The organism is Saccharopolyspora thermophila, assembly GCF_014646075.1.
Taxonomy (GTDB): domain Bacteria; phylum Actinomycetota; class Actinomycetes; order Mycobacteriales; family Pseudonocardiaceae; genus Saccharopolyspora; species Saccharopolyspora thermophila.
Map to the genome: position 1 here is coordinate 54,095 of NZ_BMMT01000010.1, position 16,849 is coordinate 70,943.

20 protein-coding genes are annotated in these 16,849 nt (G+C 71.4%); 8 read left to right on the forward strand and 12 right to left on the reverse strand.

The genetic code is table 11. From position 1 onward, the window contains the following. Window positions 1–13 precede the first annotated feature (13 nt). Window positions 14–292 (forward strand): DUF6343 family protein, encoded by a 279-nt coding sequence (locus IEY17_RS15095; protein WP_188988151.1) that lies wholly within the window; start codon window positions 14–16, stop codon window positions 290–292. A gap of 310 nt (window positions 293–602) precedes the next feature. Here the strand turns inward: IEY17_RS15095 and IEY17_RS15100 are convergent, their stop codons facing one another. The 5 genes from IEY17_RS15100 to IEY17_RS15120 all read right to left on the reverse strand — a co-directional run bounded on the left by IEY17_RS15100 (window position 603) and on the right by IEY17_RS15120 (window position 5,609). After that, on the reverse strand, window positions 603–1,067 hold the full coding sequence (locus tag IEY17_RS15100; protein ID WP_188988153.1) for a GtrA family protein: 465 nt from the start codon (window positions 1,065–1,067) through the stop codon (window positions 603–605). A gap of 301 nt (window positions 1,068–1,368) precedes the next feature. Beyond that, entirely contained in the window at window positions 1,369–2,655 is a 1,287-nt protein-coding gene (locus IEY17_RS15105; protein ID WP_188988155.1) for an SLC13 family permease, read from the reverse strand. A gap of 86 nt (window positions 2,656–2,741) precedes the next feature. Beyond that, window positions 2,742–3,596 (reverse strand): hydroxymethylglutaryl-CoA lyase, encoded by an 855-nt coding sequence (locus tag IEY17_RS15110; protein WP_188988157.1) that lies wholly within the window; start codon window positions 3,594–3,596, stop codon window positions 2,742–2,744. Between the two features lie 2 nt (window positions 3,597–3,598). Further along, complete coding sequence (locus IEY17_RS15115) at window positions 3,599–4,834, reverse strand: CaiB/BaiF CoA transferase family protein (protein ID WP_188988159.1); 1,236 nt, start codon at window positions 4,832–4,834, stop codon at window positions 3,599–3,601. Window positions 4,835–4,955: 121 nt separating this feature from the next. Continuing rightward, entirely contained in the window at window positions 4,956–5,609 is a 654-nt protein-coding gene (locus IEY17_RS15120) for an IclR family transcriptional regulator (RefSeq protein ID WP_229680182.1), read from the reverse strand. A 141-nt stretch (window positions 5,610–5,750) separates the two neighbouring features. Here IEY17_RS15120 and IEY17_RS15125 point away from each other — a divergent pair, with 141 nt between their 5' ends. Together IEY17_RS15125 and IEY17_RS15130 are read left to right on the forward strand one after the other, a co-directional pair. Further along, complete coding sequence (locus tag IEY17_RS15125; protein ID WP_188988161.1) at window positions 5,751–7,163, forward strand: RtcB family protein; 1,413 nt, start codon at window positions 5,751–5,753, stop codon at window positions 7,161–7,163. Then, on the forward strand, window positions 7,160–7,570 hold the full coding sequence (locus IEY17_RS15130; protein WP_188988163.1) for an archease: 411 nt from the start codon (window positions 7,160–7,162) through the stop codon (window positions 7,568–7,570). The genes IEY17_RS15125 and IEY17_RS15130 overlap by 4 nt, the downstream gene beginning before the upstream one ends. 70 nt (window positions 7,571–7,640) lie before the next feature. On the opposite strand, the gene IEY17_RS15135 is transcribed toward IEY17_RS15130, so the two are convergent. The 3 genes from IEY17_RS15135 to IEY17_RS25830 all read right to left on the reverse strand — a co-directional run bounded on the left by IEY17_RS15135 (window position 7,641) and on the right by IEY17_RS25830 (window position 9,193). Further along, complete coding sequence (locus IEY17_RS15135; protein ID WP_188988165.1) at window positions 7,641–7,958, reverse strand: hypothetical protein; 318 nt, start codon at window positions 7,956–7,958, stop codon at window positions 7,641–7,643. Between the two features lie 188 nt (window positions 7,959–8,146). After that, window positions 8,147–8,920: an MBL fold metallo-hydrolase gene (locus IEY17_RS15140; RefSeq protein WP_188988381.1), complete on the reverse strand. Its 774-nt coding sequence runs from the start codon at window positions 8,918–8,920 to the stop codon at window positions 8,147–8,149. A gap of 147 nt (window positions 8,921–9,067) precedes the next feature. Beyond that, window positions 9,068–9,193, reverse strand: a complete 126-nt coding sequence (locus tag IEY17_RS25830; protein WP_268240352.1) for a hypothetical protein — start codon at window positions 9,191–9,193, stop codon at window positions 9,068–9,070. Window positions 9,194–9,422: 229 nt separating this feature from the next. Here IEY17_RS25830 and IEY17_RS15145 point away from each other — a divergent pair, with 229 nt between their 5' ends. After that, the gene (locus IEY17_RS15145; protein WP_188988167.1) at window positions 9,423–9,635 is read left to right on the forward strand and encodes a DUF2277 domain-containing protein; all 213 of its coding nucleotides are present in this window, start codon (window positions 9,423–9,425) and stop codon (window positions 9,633–9,635) included. 43 nt (window positions 9,636–9,678) lie between these two features. Here IEY17_RS15145 and catC read toward each other — a convergent pair whose 3' ends face one another. The 4 genes from catC to IEY17_RS15165 are packed head-to-tail and all read right to left on the reverse strand — an operon-like array spanning window position 9,679 to window position 12,901. Next, complete coding sequence (catC, locus tag IEY17_RS15150; RefSeq protein WP_229680183.1) at window positions 9,679–9,963, reverse strand: muconolactone Delta-isomerase; 285 nt, start codon at window positions 9,961–9,963, stop codon at window positions 9,679–9,681. Between the two features lie 37 nt (window positions 9,964–10,000). Beyond that, complete coding sequence (gene catA, locus IEY17_RS15155; protein WP_188988169.1) at window positions 10,001–10,852, reverse strand: catechol 1,2-dioxygenase; 852 nt, start codon at window positions 10,850–10,852, stop codon at window positions 10,001–10,003. 38 nt (window positions 10,853–10,890) lie between these two features. After that, window positions 10,891–11,994, reverse strand: coding sequence for a mandelate racemase/muconate lactonizing enzyme family protein (locus tag IEY17_RS15160; protein ID WP_188988171.1), 1,104 nt, complete (start codon window positions 11,992–11,994; stop codon window positions 10,891–10,893). Beyond that, complete coding sequence (locus IEY17_RS15165) at window positions 11,975–12,901, reverse strand: LysR substrate-binding domain-containing protein (protein WP_188988173.1); 927 nt, start codon at window positions 12,899–12,901, stop codon at window positions 11,975–11,977. The genes IEY17_RS15160 and IEY17_RS15165 overlap by 20 nt, the downstream gene beginning before the upstream one ends. A gap of 262 nt (window positions 12,902–13,163) precedes the next feature. Between IEY17_RS15165 and benA the strand changes: the two genes are divergently transcribed. The 4 genes from benA to IEY17_RS15185 are packed head-to-tail and all read left to right on the forward strand — an operon-like array spanning window position 13,164 to window position 16,838. Further along, window positions 13,164–14,510 (forward strand): benzoate 1,2-dioxygenase large subunit, encoded by a 1,347-nt coding sequence (gene benA, locus IEY17_RS15170; RefSeq protein ID WP_188988175.1) that lies wholly within the window; start codon window positions 13,164–13,166, stop codon window positions 14,508–14,510. A 12-nt stretch (window positions 14,511–14,522) separates the two neighbouring features. Further along, the gene (benB, locus tag IEY17_RS15175) at window positions 14,523–15,029 is read left to right on the forward strand and encodes a benzoate 1,2-dioxygenase small subunit (RefSeq protein WP_188988177.1); all 507 of its coding nucleotides are present in this window, start codon (window positions 14,523–14,525) and stop codon (window positions 15,027–15,029) included. Between the two features lie 10 nt (window positions 15,030–15,039). Next, entirely contained in the window at window positions 15,040–16,059 is a 1,020-nt protein-coding gene (benC, locus tag IEY17_RS15180; RefSeq protein WP_188988179.1) for a benzoate 1,2-dioxygenase electron transfer component BenC, read from the forward strand. Next, window positions 16,056–16,838 (forward strand): 1,6-dihydroxycyclohexa-2,4-diene-1-carboxylate dehydrogenase, encoded by a 783-nt coding sequence (locus IEY17_RS15185; protein ID WP_188988181.1) that lies wholly within the window; start codon window positions 16,056–16,058, stop codon window positions 16,836–16,838. The genes benC and IEY17_RS15185 overlap by 4 nt, the downstream gene beginning before the upstream one ends. Window positions 16,839–16,849: the final 11 nt, after the last annotated feature.

Below are 16,849 nucleotides of genomic sequence, written 5' to 3' on the forward strand. Positions count from 1 at the left end.
GTAGCCGGAGGGCGTGCCGAAGCGCAGACGAGAGGACTACGAGCGGGGCCTGCCCGGGTACCACGATCCGCTGGCCGGGTACGGCGGCGCGCCCTACGCCCGCAGCGCGTTGACGCTGCGGTTGTGGCTGGCGGGGTTCGGACTGGTGTTCTGCGGGGTGGCGGCGGCGCTGGTGTTCCTGTCGCTGCCCGAACTGGCCTGGCTGGGCTGGGTGCTGGTGGTGCTCGCGGTGATCGCGGCCGTGGACCTTGCGTGGGTGGCGCACCGCAAGCGCCGCGGCGAGCCCGGCTGAGCCGCGCGGCTTCCAGGCGGTGCGGGTGCAGACCGGGTGCCGGGCCTGAGCACCGCGTACGGCGTCAGCCGGGACGGCGCCTACACCTGCGCGCCGGGGGGATGCCGCAGCACCTCGCGTTAACCGTGGCGGCCTGTTTGTGCTGCCTCGCCGAACCCGGTGGTTTCGATGCGGGGCTGCACGCCGCCGCGACGGCCGACCCGGCCCGTCCCGCACGCAGCAGCCACAGTGGACAGATCAGCCTCGGCTCGCCGACCCGACGATCTCGCGTCAGCATCGACGGAGTCCGCGGCACCGGGCACGCTGCGCACTATCCTGCGCTGGCGCGCTGAAGCGTCGAGCGCCCGAACACCCACACCCGCAGCACGACAAAGCGCGTGACGCCGCCGAACACGCTCATCGTGGCGACCGCCGCCGCTTCGGCGACGCTGGTCGGGTCGGTTACGAACGCGCTCAGCAGTCCCAGCGCCAGGTTGTTGGAGACGCAGTAGAAGGCGAACACCGTCAGGGTCTGCAGGTGCATCCGCACCGGGTACTCGTCGCGCCCGGCGAACACCACCACCCGCTGGGCGACGCTGCTGGCCGCGGTCGACAGCGCCAGCGCGAGGACGTTGGCCGCTCCTGCGGAGAACAGGCCGCGCAGCAGGACGTACAGCACGGCGTTCAGCGCGGTCGACAGGACACCGACGAGGGTGAACCGGGCCGCCTGCCCGACGACGTGGTCGCGCCAGACGATCCTGCACACCACCTGGTCCCCGACCGCCAGCTCGTTCATCCGCACTCCCACCGCCCGTACCGGACCTGCTCCCGGAAGCTAGCCGGGTAGTGCGCGAGGGCCGCGAGCACAACCTGGGTGGAACCTGGGAACGGGGGGCCACCGGGTCGCGCTCATCAGCCAGGGCATGTGGCACATTGTGTTCGACCCGTCACGAAAAGGAATTCGACCGTTCCGGTGAGCGCTGGACGCGGCGGATCTGGACGGCGATGTGGTGCGCCGCGCACGTTCCTCTCACTCATCCGCCTCATCACGATGGCGACGGCTGCCCAGTGACGGGAACGCGGCGAAGGTTCGCTCGTCACAACGAGGTCGGCACGACCACCGCCGACCACACCAGTAGCGGCGCCACCAGCACCACCAGTCCGCCGTAGGCGAGCATCCTGCGCTGGAACCACTGTCTGTCCGGCACCTGCGCCTGGGCGAGCACGATGATGCCGTTGGTGGAGAACGGGCTGACGTCCACCACCGTGGAGCAGAACCCCAGCGCCACCACGAAACCCACCGCGCCGATGCCGCCCAGCTCCAGCAGCGGGATGGCCAGTGGCAGCGCGATGCCCAGCGTGCCGATCGACGAGCCGAACGCCGAGAGCACGGCCACCGCGAAGCACAGCAGCAGCGCCGCGAGCAGCGGTGAACCCAGCGCAGCAGCGCCCTCGCCGAGCAGCGCCAGGGTGCCGTTCTCCTTCAGCACCGCCATGTAGGTGAGCATGCCGCACACCAGCAGCACCGCCGACCAGGCGACCTCGTGCATCGAATCCTGGTGCCGGTGCGGGGCGACCAGCAGCACCGCGGTGCCGATCACGAACGCCGTCACCCCGGGGTCGACGCCGAAGACGCCGGTGACGACCAGTAGCGCCAGCATGCCGCCGAGCGTCAGCAGGCGGCGCGGCGTCACCCCGACCCTGGTGCGCACCGCGGTCCTGGTGCGGGTCGCGGTCCCGCCCCCTCCCGCGGTCTCGATCTCGTCCACCGCGCTGACCTGCTCGTCGCCACGGCGCAGCAAATCCCGGCCCAGCACGAGGAACAGCACCACTGCGAACCCGGCGTTCAGCGCGAACGGCACGGCGAACAGAACCAGTGGGCTGACGTCCAGGCCCGACCGCGCCACCATGCCAGAGGTGAACGCACCGTAGACGGTGATCGGCGAGAACGCCGCGGACAGCGCGCCGTGGCTGAGCATCATGCCCATCAGCAGCGGGTTGATCCGGTAGCGCGCGGCGATCGGCATCGCGATCGGGGCCAGCATGCCAACGGCCAGCACCGACCCCAGCGACATCAGCACCGCCGCCAGGGCGAACATCAGCCACGGGATCGCCCAGCGGCGACCGCGGACCAGCCGCAGCGAGGCGGCCACCACCAGGTCGATGGTGCCGTTGACGCGGGCCACGCCGAACAGCAGCGTGATGCCCACGACGAGCACGAACACGTCGCCCGGGAAGGAGCCGAGCACGTCGTCCAGGCTCATCCCGGACAGGGCGCCGACGAGGAACGCCGCCACGAACGCGAGGACGCCCATGTTCACCGGCGTGGTGGTGGCGATGACGAAGACTGCGACGAGCACGAGCAGGGACAGGGCTTGGATCATTGCCGACCTGTTCCGGTCACGGCGACCCGATCCGGGTCACGTCACCTTTGACGTTGGGACCTTGGGGTTCTTCCGGACCGGCTCGGCTACAGCGACCGGCCGCGGGCGAGTGCGACGCGCACGGTGGTCACGGCGTCGGCGAGGGCGTCCTCGTCGACGCCGGTGGGCACGCCGCGGGCGTGCAGGTGGGCCACCAGCTCCTCGGTGGCGATGTTGCCGTGGGCGCCGGGCGCGAAGGGGCAGCCGCCGTAGCCGCCCGCGGCGCTGTCGAAGCGGGTCACCCCCAGCTCGACGGCGGCGTCCACTGTGTCCAGAGCGCGGCCGTGGGCGTTGTGCAGGTGCAGGGAGAAGTCCACGTCGGGCAGTTCGTGCCGGACGACGCCGAGTGAGCGCACCACCTGCTCGGGCTCGGCGGTGCCGAGGGTGTCGGCCAGGCCGATGCGCGTGATGCCCAGCTCGGCGAACCGGCGGGCGACCGCCAGCAGTGCCTCCGGGGCGATCTCGCCGTCGAAGGGACACACGAACGCCGTGGAGATGCCTGCGGTGAACGTCACCGACGGGTGCGCCGCCACGACCGGTTCGAGGTCGCGCAGCGCTTCCTCGACGCCGCGTCCGGCGTTGGCGCGGCTGTGCCCCTGGCTGGCCGAGGTGACGAGGTTGACCTGCTTGACCCCGGCGGCCACCGCGTGTTCCACACCGCGGGCGTTGAGTGCGAGCGCGCTGTAGCGCACGGTCCGCGGGTTCGGCAGCTGCCGGAACAGCTCCTCGGCGCCGGCCATCTGCGGCACGCGGCGCGGGTTGACGAACGAACCCGCCTCGATCTCCCGCAGCCCGGCGGCGACGAGAGCCTCCGCGATCGCGACGCGGTCGGCCACGGCGACGACGACCGGTTCGTCCTGCAGGCCGTCGCGCAGCACGACCTCGGTGATGGTGACGGCCATGCTCACACCACCTTCCGGGCCCGGTAGTCGGCGAGCTCGTCGGGGGACAGGCCCAGCAGCCCGCCGAGCACTTCGTCGGTGTGCTCGCCGAGTTCCGGCCCGGCCCACCGCACCGCGCCCGGCGCGCCGGGCAGCCGGGGCACCACGCCGGGCAGCCGGATCTCCTCCGGGTCGCCGTCGACCGCGATCGGCACCGGGCACAGCATGCCGCGGGCCCGGTAGTGCTCGTCCTCGCTGATCGCCCGCGCGTCGTGCACCGGCCCGACCGGGACCCCGGCCGCGCCGAGCACGGCGATGACGTCGGCGGCCTCGTGGCGGGAGGTCCACGCGGTGATCGCGGCGTCGAGCTCGGCTTCGCGCGCGTAGCGGGCGTCGCCGTCGGCGAGCGTCGGGTCCGCTGCCAGGTCGGGGCGGCCGATGGCGGTCATGAGCCGCTCGAAGGCGCCGCTGGAGTTGCCCGCGATCATCACCGAGCGGTCGTCGGCGGTCGGGTACACGCCGCTGGGCGTCACGCCGGGCAGGTTGCCCGCGGTCCGCTCACGCACCATGCCGTAGGCGTCGTAGTCCGGGATCAGCGAGTCCAGCACCATGAACACCGCCTCGTACAGCGCGACGTCAGCGACCCGGGGCCCGTCGTGTGCCCGGCCCTTCTCCTTGGCGAGCAACAGCATCAGCGCGCCGACGGCCCCGTAGAGACCGGCCAGCGCGTCGCCGACAGGAGCGGCCGGGCGCACCGGTGGGCGGTCCGGGTAGCCGGTGACATGGCGCAACCCACCGAAGGCTTCGGCCACCCCGCCGAACCCGGCCCGGTCCCGCAGCGGTCCCGTCTGCCCGTAGCCGGAGATCCGCACCAGCACGACGTCCGGGTTGACCTCGGTGAGCCGTTCGGGGCCCAGACCCCAGCGCTCCAGGGTGCCGGGCCGGAAGTTCTCCACCACCACGTCGCAGCGGCGGACCAGCTCCAGCGCGAGCGCGCGGCCCTCGTCGGCGCGCAGGTCGAGGCTGACCGACTTCTTGTTGCGGGCCATCGTCCGGAACATCATCGAGGTGCTGCCCCGCGGCCGCCGCCAGCCGCGCAGCTCGTCGCCCACTCCGGGCTTCTCGATCTTGATCACCTCGGCACCAAAGTCGGCGAACAGCCGCGTGGCAAATGGTGCGGCGATGAAGTTGCCCAGTTCGAGCACGCGGACGCCGCACAGCGGGGCGTCGCCTGCCGACCGCGGTGGAAATTCGACCATGGCCGACTCCTTTTATCGAATAATGAGAATCAATACTCGTCGAATGAGAAGCACGCTACGGCCTGGGCACACCGAAAGCAAGATTCGAGGCGAAACCGCCACGCGACGCGCCGAGCGCGGATCAGCGGTACAGCAGGACTTCTTCCAACCGCAGCGCGGCCGCGGTGACCAGTTCCCCCCACTGGGCACCGGGCCCCTCCGGCTTCACCCGCGAGACCGGCGCGGCCAGGCACACCGCCGCGACGACCTCGGAGCCGTAGTGCACGCCCGCGCTCACCGAGCACAACCCCGGCGTGCGCTTCGAGACACTCTCCACCCATCCGCGTGCCGGGTCCGGCGGCGCGGTGAGCACCTGCGCCGCGGAACCCCCGTCCGCCAACGCCAGCAGCGTGCCCACCGGCAGCGAAGCCCGCAGTTCGGAAGGGGATTCGACGCAGGCCAGGCAGAGCCGGTGCTCGCCGCGCCGCACCCACACCTGGGCCGTCTCGCCGGTCCGGCGGCTCAGATCCGCCAGCACCGGCGTGGCCGCGGCCGCCAACGCCGTGGAGGCGAACCGCAGCCCGATGTGCAGGCGGCCGTCGCTGTCGCGGCGCAGCAACCCGTGCCCGACCATCGCGCTGACCAGCCGGTACGCGGTGGGCACCGACAGCCCGAGGTGGCGGGCGAGTTCGCTGGCCCCCATCGGCAGGGTCTCCACGGCGTCGAGGATCGCGACCACGCGATCCAGCACGCCGACCCCCGCCGAACGCCGCTCCCCGGCCCTGTCCTCGCCCACGCACCAACCCTATCCGGGGCCAGTGTCACCGGGTGCGCCAGTGGGTACTGCGAGCCTGGGACGCACTCGGATCGCGGTGGGCGGCGGCGCTGGACACGTGCGATGTCGGAGATCCCGCGCGCGCTCTGGCGAGGAGGGCTCGTGGAACTCGTCGAGGAAACCCCGTACCGGTTCCGGATCGATCGGCACGGCGACATGCGCGTGCCCGGCGTGGTGTTCGCCTCGCATCGGCTGTTGCCGTCAGCCGGCGACGGTGCGCTGGAGCAGGTCGTCAACGTCGCCACGCTGCGCGGCATCGTCGGCGCGTCCTACGCGATGCCGGACATGCACTGGGGCTACGGGTTCCCCATCGGCGGCGTCGCGGCCACCGACGTGGCGCGGGGCGGTGTGGTCTCCCCCGGTGGCGTCGGCTTCGACATCTCGTGCGGGGTCCGGCTGCTGGCCGCCGACCTGGACCGGGCGGACTTCCGGCGGTTTGGCGAGCGGATCATGGACGGCCTCGGCCGCGCGACCCCGCGCGGGCCGGGCCGCGGCGCGGTCTGGCAGCTGCCGCGTGCGGGCCTGGAGCACGTGCTGCTCGAAGGGTCCCGTTACGCAGTGGCCCGCGGGCGCGGCACGCAGCGGGACCTGGAGCGCTGCGAGGACGGCGGCGCGCTTGACAACGCCGATCCCGGGCAGGTCAGCGCCCGGGCCGCCGCGCGCGGGCTGGGCCAGGTCGGCAGCCTCGGGTCCGGCAACCACTTCCTGGAGGTGCAGGCGGTCGACGAGATCTACGACCGCGACGTCGCCGAGACCTTCGGTCTGCACCCCGACCAGGTGTGCGTGATGATCCACTGTGGCTCGCGCGGGCTGGGCCACCAGATCTGCACCGATCACGTGCGCGCCATGGACGCCACCATGGCCGACCACAGCCTGACCGTGCCGGACCGGCAGCTGGCCTGCGCCCCGGTGGACTCCCGGGCCGGGCGCGCCTACCTGGGCGCGATGGCCGCCGCCGCCAACTACGCCCGCGCCAACCGCCAGGTGCTCGGCGTCGCCGCCAGCGACGTGCTGCGCGAGATCACCGGCCACGGGCTCGAACTCGTCTACGACATCTCGCACAACATGGCCAAGATCGAGCAGCACGAGGTGGCGGGCCGGCAGCTGACTCTGTGCGTGCACCGCAAGGGCGCCACGCGCGCCCTGCCGCCGGGGCACCCGGATCTGCCGCCAAGCCTGCGCAACGCCGGGCAACCGGTGCTCATCCCCGGTTCGATGGGCACCGCCTCCTACGTGCTGACCGGGATTCCCGGCGGCGAGGCGTTCTTCTCCACCTGCCACGGCGCGGGCCGCACGCAGAGCCGGCACCAGGCGGTGAAGTCCGTCGACGCCCGGGCGCTGCGCCGCGATCTGGAGCGCGGCGGCATCCTGGTGCGCGGCAGTTCCGCGCGCGGGCTGGCCGAGGAGGCGCCGACGGCCTACAAGGACGTCGACGAGGTGGTCGCGGTGGCCGAGGGCGCCGGGCTGTGCCGCCGGGTGGCGCGGCTCGTGCCGTTGGGCGTGGTGAAGGGATGACCAGCGGGTTCCGGTTCCTGCCGCACACCGCCGACATCCGGTTCGAGGCGTGGGGCGGCACACGCGAGGAGTGCCTGGCCGCGGCGCTCCGGGCGCTGGTGGCCGGTTTCGCCGGGACACCCGCACGCGGACCGGGACGTGCCCGCTCCACCGAATTCGACGGCACCGACGAGGAACTGCTGCTCGCGGTCCTGGACGAGGTTATCTACCGGCTCGACACCGAAGGCGCCGTCCCGGTGGAGATCTCCGTACGCCCAACCGGCACGGGAGTGGCGCTGGAGATGACGGAGACCACAGTGGACGATGTTGACATCACCGGCGCCACGCCGAAGGCGGTGTCCCTGCACGAGCTGTGGATCGGACGGGATGAGCGGGGTTGGCGCTGCACGGTCACGATCGACGTCTGAGCGTCCCGCCTTCGAAACGACGCCCACACGGGGTGACCATCGGCGCAGCCGAGCGCGGAGATCCGAGGCGTCAGGACAGCCAGACCTCGGGCAACCCGAGATGCCGGTGCTGGGCGAGCAAAGTGGACATCCGGGCGCGGTCGATGCCCAGGTGCTGGCAGTGCTGGTAGATCCGGTCCGCGCCGCGCGGCCCCGACCAGCGCGGCCGCCGGCCGGCGAGACCGCAGGCCCGGCACAGCGTCACGCACAGCACGCCCAGCGGGGTGTGGCTGGCGACGACCGCGAGGTCCCCGCGCTTCTCGCAGCACTCGCAGGCCAACCGCACCGCGCAGCGGCTGGTGTCCAGCAGGTCGGCCTCGATGTCCGAGGGCCGTCCGGTGATGGTCATGGCACTCACCACTCTCCTGGCCACCGGGCCACCGCTGCCGACAGGTCGTGGGGCCGGTCGCGGACTGCGCCGCGCCGCCGGCTTGGCACGACGTGCTCCTCTCCGACGAGATGGACGAGTCTGTCTGTCTTTATCACGATCGAACCGCACCTGTACAGACCGGCTGCCCCGACACTCGTCCAGCGCCGTCAGGAGCGCGGTTCGTCGCGCACGTACCGCAGGTAGCGGGCCGCCGAGCGTTGCACGATGGCGTGCGCGCCGGTGGGGATCACCGCATCCCACCACGCCCCGTAGAGCGCGTCGAAGCGGAGCCCGGCCAGGATCTCGGCCGCGCGACGGACCGTGGCGGGCTGCTCCGGGATCAGGTTCGGGTAGCTGTACATGAAACCGACGTGGGTGCGGTCCGGGATGACCTGCACGATGTCGCCGGTGAACAGCGAGCCGTCGCCGTGGTCCCAGTGCAGCACGGTACCGCCGGCGAAGTGCACACCGAGGTTGAGCAGCGTCAGCCCGGGGGCGAGCTGCTTGCGCTCGCCCTCCCACAGCTGCACAGCCGGGTCGGGCCGCCCGATCCACTGCTGGTCGGCGGCGTGCAGGTGGATCGGCACGTCGAACGCCCGGCTCCACTCCACCATCGTGGTGTAGTAGTGCGGATGGCTGATCGCGATGCCGATGAGGCCGCCGAGATCCTCGATGGTGCGGATGATCTCGTCGTCCAGATAGGACAGACAGTCCCACAGCAGGTTGCCCGCCTCGGTGCGCACCAGCAGAGCGCGCTGGCCGATGGCGAACCTGGGTTCGCAGCCGATGCCGAGCACGCTCGGCCCCTGCTCGCGGATCAGGGCACGGCGCTCCCCGGCGCGCACCGCCACGAGATCGGTCCACTGCTGGCCGCCGGGCGGCACGTACTGCCGCTCGTCCTCGCAGATCGGGCAGTCCGGTCGCGGCCGGGCGTACTGCATCCCACAGGTGACGCAGATCGGCAGCGTCGAATCAGCTTCCACGGCCGGGCGATCCTCTCATTGGCGGGTGCGGGAACACGGCGACCACGACGGTGGCCGCATCGAGCGTAACTCCGCGGTTGCGCAGCTCGTGCCGGCGAGCGGGGATCACGCCCCGGCGAACGGTTCCGGTGCGGCCGGGGTGCGCAGTTCGGCGCAGCACTCGGGGTCGGCCTCCCCGGCGAGTTCCAGGGTCAGCAGGGTTTGCGCGTCGGTGTCCGTACGATCGGTCATCTCCTCAGCCATGGTCGACATCATTCACCGGCTCCTCCGGCAGCGGGACGGCGGCTCCCCGGGCCGAGCGTCCGCGTTCACCCGTCCGGGGCAGCCAGGCGCTGCGCGGGGAGCCGCGAAGGCGCGGCGCCGCCAATCCGGCGGCACCGCGCCCACGACGTCGACCGAGACGGCCGGGTCGTCACCCGCAGCGCGGCGCGGAGGGACTCCGGGCATGGACAATGCGGGCATGTGCCGCAGCATCAAGACGCTCCGCCCGCCCTACGCCGAGCAGGTCACCGACGGTGACATCCGCGCGGCCGCATTGCAGTACGTCCGCAAGATCTCCGGCTTCCGCCAGCCCGCCGCGCACAACGCCGCGGCCTTCGACCGCGCCGTGGACGAGGTGGCCAGGGCCACGGCGCAGCTGCTGGCGTCGCTGGAGATCCGCGGCGGCCGGTAGCCCCTCGGCTCCACCCACCGGCCGCGGACATCGCCGCCCGGCGCTAGGACGCGGCGATGTCGGACGGGTGCCGGGTCAGCGGCGTCACCTCGATGGTCATGTACGGAAACAGCGGGAGGTTCCACAGGATCTCGTGCAGCCGCGCGTTGTCGGCCACGTCGAAAACGCTGAGGTTCGAGTACTGCCCGACACACCGCCAGATGTGCACCCACTCCCCGGCCCGCTGCAACTCCTGCGAGTACGCCTTCTCCCGCGCGAGCGTGTCGGCGCGCACCTGCGGGTCCATGTCGGCGGGCAGGTCGACCTCCATCTTCACCGCGAACAGCACGGCAGTTCCTTTCGACGACGTTGTCGCACCGGCGGGTTCAGACCTCGTCGAGCACGAAGTCGTAGGTGACCTCGTTGCCCCGGCCGTCGACCCGCGGCCGCGGGTCGAGGATGAGTTCCGGCTTGACGGCCTGGGCGATGTCGGTGTCGACGTGGTCGCCGCCCCTGAAGTACAGCTGCGTGGTGAGCAGCTGGTGGCCGGGCGCGGAGACCTTCAGGTGCAGGTGCGCCGGGCGCCAGGCGTGCCAGCCCGCGGCGGCGATGAGCTTGCCGCACGCGCCGTCGGTGGGGATCTGGTACGGGGCGGGCTGCACGGTGTTGATCCAGAACCGGCCCTGCTCGTCGGCGATGACGGTGCCGCGCAGGTTCCACTCCGGCAGGCCCGGTGCGTACTGGGAGTAGTAGCCGAGGTCGTCGGCGTGCCAGATCTCCACCTTCGCCCCGGCCAGCGCCTGCCCGGCGACGCTGCGAACCTGGCCCTGGAACAGCAGCGGGGTGCCCGGTTCGTCGGGGCGCATCGGCAGCGTGGCCTCGGCGGGCAGCGCCGGCGCGTCCGGCACGTAGTAGGGCCCCTCGATGGTTCCCTTGGAGCCGTTGCGGTTCTCGTTGACGACCTCCTCGACGACGTGCTCGATCCACACGTCGAGGAACAGCGGCCACTCGCCGTCCTGGCCGACCTGGATCAGCCACGCCTTGAACGCGTCGTACTCCTCGTAGGTGACCTTGTGCCGGCGGATCACGTCGTGCACGGCCTGGATGATCTCGGTGGCCAGGGTGTCCACGCGTTCCTTGCCGGCGCTGGCGGTGGTCTTCTTCTGCTGGAAGCGCTGGGTGGCCGCGGCGCCGGACGCGGCGGCGGTGGCGGTCTGCTCGGACAGGTGGGTGGTCATCTCGGTGCTCCTTCGCTCAGGGCTGCGTTGTTGACGGGTCAGGTGTCCTGGCGGTAGCGCGCCAGCTTGTCGGGGTCGATGTCGATGCCGATGCCCGGCTGCTGCCGGACCTGTACGGTGCCGTCGGTGATGCGGATGGGTTCGGCGAGCAGGTCGTCGCTCATGTCCAGGAAGTTCGACAGCTCCCCGGCGCGGCGCGAGGTCAGTTCGTAGGCGGCGCCGAAGGCGACGCTGCACAGTGTGCCGATCTGGCCGTCGATCTGGTTGCCCACCACCACCTCCACGCCCATCCCCTCGCACTGGAACAGCACGCGCTGGGAGGTGGTGAACCCGGTGCGGGCGGTCTTGATGCTGATCGCGGTGGCCGCCCCGGCGAGCAGTTCGCGGGTGACCTCGGCGGGCCGGGTGGCGCTCTCGTCGGCCACCAACGGGATGTCGCTGCGCTGCACCAGCCAGCGCCGCCCCAGCACGTCGTCGGCCGGGCACAGCTCCTCGGCGAGGGTGAGGCCGAGGTCGGCCATCTCGCGTAGCGCCCGGACGGAGTCCGACGCGCTCCACCCGCGGTTGCCGTCGACGTAGAGCTCCACGTCGTCGCCGAGCCCGGCCCGCAGCGCCCGGCATGCCTCGACGTCCACTGTGTACGGCTGCCGGCCGACCTTGACCTTGAAGGTGGTGATGCCGTGCTCGGCGCGCATCCGCTGGGCCTCGGCGACCATCTGCTCCGGCGGGGCGAACCCCACCATGTGCGACACCCGCATCCGGTCGGTGTAGCCGCCGAGCAGGTCGGTGACCGGCACGCCGAAGGACTTGCCGATGACGTCCCACAGCGCCATGTCCAGCGCCGCCTTGGCCGTCGGGTTGCCCACCGTGCGGCGCAGGCGGGCGTGCACCACCTCGCGCTCCAGCGGCGAGGTGCCCACCACCTCGGGCGCGAACAGCTTGCGGATCGCCGCGACGATGGACTCCTGTGTCTCGCCGTAGGTGAACGGCCGCGGGGGCGCCTCGGCGACGCCGACGATCCCCTCGTCGGTGTGCACCCGCACGAGCACGTGCTCGGCGGTGTGCACCTCGCCGCTGGCGAAGCGCAGCGGTTTGCGGTACGGGATGGCGAACGGGATCGCCTCAACCTGCGTGATCTTCACGAACTTCCTCGTCGTCTCGGGAGATGAACACGTCGTTGGCCGCCAGCGCGGTGAGCAGGTTGCGCAGCAGCGGGGAGTCGTCGTCGGCCCGCCAGGCCAGCGCGAGCTCAACGGTCGCGGCGTCCGGGACGGCCGCGAACACCACGCCCTCCAGCGGGATCGACTGCACCGACGCGGGGGCGAGCGCCACGCCGAGACCGGCGGCGACCAGCGCGACCTGGATGGATGCCTCGCCGATCTCGTGCGCGCACTGCGGGTAGAACCCGGCCGCCAGGCAACTGCGCACCACGGCGTCGTTGACCACCGAGCGCAGGGCGGCGGCGTACATGATGAAGCGCTCGCCGCGCAGTCGCGCCATGCTGACCTCGGGTTCGCCGGCCAGCGGGTGGTCGACGGGCAGCACCAGCACCAGCGGTTCGCGGGCGACGGTGCGGTGCACGATGCCGTCCTCGCGGGTCGGCGGGCGCAGCAGCCCGACATCGATGCTGTTCTGCAGCAGCGCCTTCTCCTGCGCGGCGGTGAGCATGTCCGAATGGATCTCCAGCTCCACCCCGGGCAGCTCGCGCTGCACGATGTGCGCGAGACGGGGCAGGTGCCGGTAGGACGCGGAGCCGGTCAGACCCAGGCGCAGCACGCCGTGGCACCCCTCGGCCACCCGCCGGACCCGACGGGCGGCGTCGTCGAGCGACTTGAGGATGCGCAGCGCGTCGTCGCGGAAGGCCGCCCCGGCGGGGGTCAGCTGGACCTGCCGGGTGGTGCGGGTGAACAGCTCCGCGCCGAGTTCGGCCTCCAGCTGCCGGATCGCCTGGGACAGCGGGGGCTGCGCCATGTTCAGCTGCTTGGCGGCGCGGCCGAAGTGGCGGGTCTCGGCGACGGCGACGAAGTACCGCAGGTGCCTGAGTTCCACCGCGCACCTCCTTCGACCAGCGTCAGTGGTGTGTCCTGAGTCACGGACCAGGTCCGCTGCACCCGAGCCTAGGTCGGCGATTCAGCTCCAACAAATACTCATTCCCACTCGATTGGAACTTCTCGGATATCAATGGGCCCCAGGTCGGGACTGGGGTTTTGCCCGGCGTGACGCAGGCCACCTACGTGTCAGCGTTGCCGGCACCACGGACACCGACGTCCCCGGCGGGCACCGCCGCCCGCCGCCCGAAGCAGGAGGCCCCATGTCCGAAACGCTGGACCGGCTCCGCGCGACACTCGACGACGCGCTCGTCGACAACCGTGAGCAGGGCGTGCACCGCGCCAAGCGCAGCATCTTCACCGATCCGGACCTGTTCGAACTGGAGATGAAATACCTGTTCGAGGGCAACTGGATCTACCTGGCGCACGAGAGCCAGATCCCCGAGGTGGGCGACTACTTCACCACCCACATCGGCCGCCAGCCGGTGGTGATCACCCGGGACCGGAAGGGTCAGCTGCACGCGCTGATCAACGCCTGCAGCCACCGCGGCGCGATGCTGTGCCGCCGCAAGCGCGACAACCGCACCACGCTGACCTGCCCGTTCCACGGCTGGACGTTCAGCAACGACGGCCGGCTGCTGAAGGTCAAGGACCCGCGCGACGCCGGTTATCCTGAGCAGTTCAACACCAACGGCTCGCACGACCTGACCCGGGTGGCCCGCTTCGACAGCTACCGCGGGTTCTTGTTCGGCAGCCTCAACCCCGACGTCAAGCCGCTGACCGAGCACCTCGGCGAGGCGATCAAGATCATCGACATGGTGGTGGACCAGTCCCCCGAGGGGCTGGAGGTGCTGCGCGGCGCGTCCACCTACGTCTACGACGGCAACTGGAAGCTGCAGGCCGAGAACGGCGCGGACGGCTACCACGTGTCGGCCACGCACTGGAACTACGCGGCCACCACCGCGCGGCGCACCTCCGGCGAGTCCCGCAACACCACCAAGAACATGGATGCCGGCAGCTGGTCGCGGCAGCGGGGCGGCTTCTACTCCTTCGAGCACGGGCACCTGCTGCTGTGGACCGAGTGGGCCGACCCGAGCAACCGCTCGCTGAACGAGAAACGCGACGAGCTGGTCGCGAGGTTCGGCAAGGACCGGGCGAACTGGATGATCAGCTACTCCCGCAACCTGTGCCTGTACCCGAACGTGTACCTGATGGACCAGTTCAGCTCGCAGATCCGGCACTTCCGGCCGATCTCGGTGGACAAGACCGAGGTGACGATCTACTGCATCGCCCCCAAGGGCGAGAGCGCCGAGGCCCGCGCCAACCGGATCCGGCAGTACGAGGACTTCTTCAACGCCACCGGCATGGCCACCCCGGACGACCTGGAGGAGTTCCGGGCCTGCCAGAACACCTACCCGGCGACCGCCGCGCCGTGGAACGACCTCAGCCGAGGCGCCGCGCACCAGATCAACGGCGCCGACGAGGAGGCCAGGCGGCTGGGTATCTCGCCGATCGCCAGCGGGGTGCGCACCGAGGACGAGGGCCTGTTCACCATCCAGCACGGCTACTGGCTGGAGACCATGCGCGCCGCCGTCGAAGCCGAGTCCTAAAAGGAGCCAGAGATGACCGCGACGATCACAACCGTCACCCCCGAGGACGTCCGGCAGTTCCTGTACCGGGAGGCCCGCCTGCTCGATGACCGCGAGTTCGAGCAGTGGCTGGAGTGCTACCACCCGGACGTCGAGTTCTGGATGCCCGCGTGGGATGACGACGACGAGCTGACCACCGACCCGCAGACCGAGATCTCGCTGATCTACTACGCCAACCGCGGTGGCCTGGAGGACCGGGTGTTCCGCATCCGCACCGACCGGTCAGCGGCCACCAGCATCCCGGAGCCGCGCACCGGGCACAACATCACCAACGTCGAGATCACCGACCAGCGCGACGGCGTGGTGGACGTGCGGTTCAACTGGTTCACGCTCTACTACCGCTACCACAACGTCGACACCTACTTCGGCACGTCGTTCTACACGATCGACTTCTCCGGGGAGCGGCCGCTGATCACCCGCAAGCGCGTGGTGCTGAAGAACGACTACGTCCACCACGTCGTGGACATCTACCACGTGTGAGGGGGTGGCGATGAGCTATCAAGTGGCGTTGAGCTTCGAGGACGGCGTGACCCGGTTCGTCACCTGCGGTCCGACGGAGACGGTGGCCGAGGCATCGTACCGGTCGCGGATCAACATCCCGCTGGACTGCCGGGACGGGGCGTGCGGCACCTGCAAGGCGCGGTGCGTGTCCGGGACCTACGACGGCGGCGACTACATCGAGGACGCGCTCACCGACGAGGAGGCCGCCGCGGGCTACGCGCTGCCGTGCCAGATGGTGCCGCACAGCGACCTGGTGCTGGAGATCCCGGCCACCTCGCAGTTCGCCAAGACCGGCGCGGCCGCGCACACCGGCTCGATCAGCGAACTCCGGCGGCTGTCGGCGACCACCGTGGCGTTCTCGGTGGAGCTGGACGACCGCGACCAGCTGGCGTTCCTGCCCGGGCAGTACGTCAACGTGGCGGTGCCGGGGACGGACGCGACCCGCTCGTACTCCTTCAGCAGCGGCCCAGCGGACAAGGCCGTGTCGTTCCTGGTCCGGCTCACCGAGGGCGGCGTGATGTCGCAGTACCTGCGGGACCGGGCGGAGGTCGGCGACCGGGTGGAGTTCACCGGGCCGCTGGGCAGCTTCTTCCTGCGCGACCTGATCCGGCCCGCGCTGCTGCTGGCCGGTGGCACCGGGCTGGCGCCGCTGTTGTCCATGCTGGAGCGCCTGACGGAGGTGGAGGTCGCCCACCCGGTGCACCTGGTGTACGGGGTCAGCACCGACGCCGACCTCGTGGAGCTGGACAGGCTGCGGGACTACGCCGAGCGGATCTCGCGGTTCACCTTCGACCACTGCGTGGCCGATCCGGCCAGCACGGCCGAGCACAAGGGCTACGTGACGAGCCTGCTCGGTCCGCAGCACCTGCATGACGGCGACGTGGACGTCTACCTGTGCGGGCCCCCTGCCATGGTCGAGGCGGTGCGCGGGCAGCTGCGCGACACGGGCGTGAACCCGGCGAACTTCTACACCGAGAAGTTCACCGTCGCCGCGGAGGCGGGGCGGTGAGCGGCGGGCGCTTCGCCGGGAAGGCGGTGATCGTCACGGGTGCGGCGCAGGGCATCGGCCGGGCCGTGGCCGAGCGGCTGTTCGCGGAGTCGGGCGAAGTGGTGCTGGTGGACCGCAGCGAACTGGTGCACGAGGTCGCCGAGGGCCTGATCGCCGGCGGCCGCAAGGCGCACGCCGTGGTCGCGGACCTGGAGCGGTTCAGCGGGGCCGAGGCGGCGATGGCCGCCGCCCACGAGTTGCACGGCGGCATCGACGTGCTGGTCAACACCGTGGGCGGCACGATCTGGGCCAAGCCCTACCAGCACTACCCGCCGGAGCAGGTGGAGGCCGAGCTGCGCCGGTCACTGCTGCCGACGCTGTGGGGCTGCCGGGCGGTGCTGCCGTACCTGATCGAGCAGGGTCGAGGCACGATCGTCAACGTCTCCTCGGTGGCCACCCGCGGCATCAACCGGGTTCCGTACTCGGCGGCCAAGGGCGGGGTGAACGCGCTGACCGCCGCGTTGGCGATGGAGACCGCGCAGCACGGCATCCGGGTGGTGGCGACCGCGCCGGGCGGGACCGAGGCGCCGCCGCGGCGCATCGCGCGCGGCCCGGCGGCCGAGACCGAGCAGGAGAAGCGGTGGTACGAGGAGGTGGTGGAGCAGACCGTCGGCTCGTCGCTGATGCGGCGCTACGGCACGCTCGCCGAGCAGGCCGCGGCCATCGCGTTCCTGGCCTCCGACGAGGCGTCCTACATCACCGGGACGGTGCTGCCGGTGGCCGGCGGTGACCTCGGATGAGCCGGGCGGGC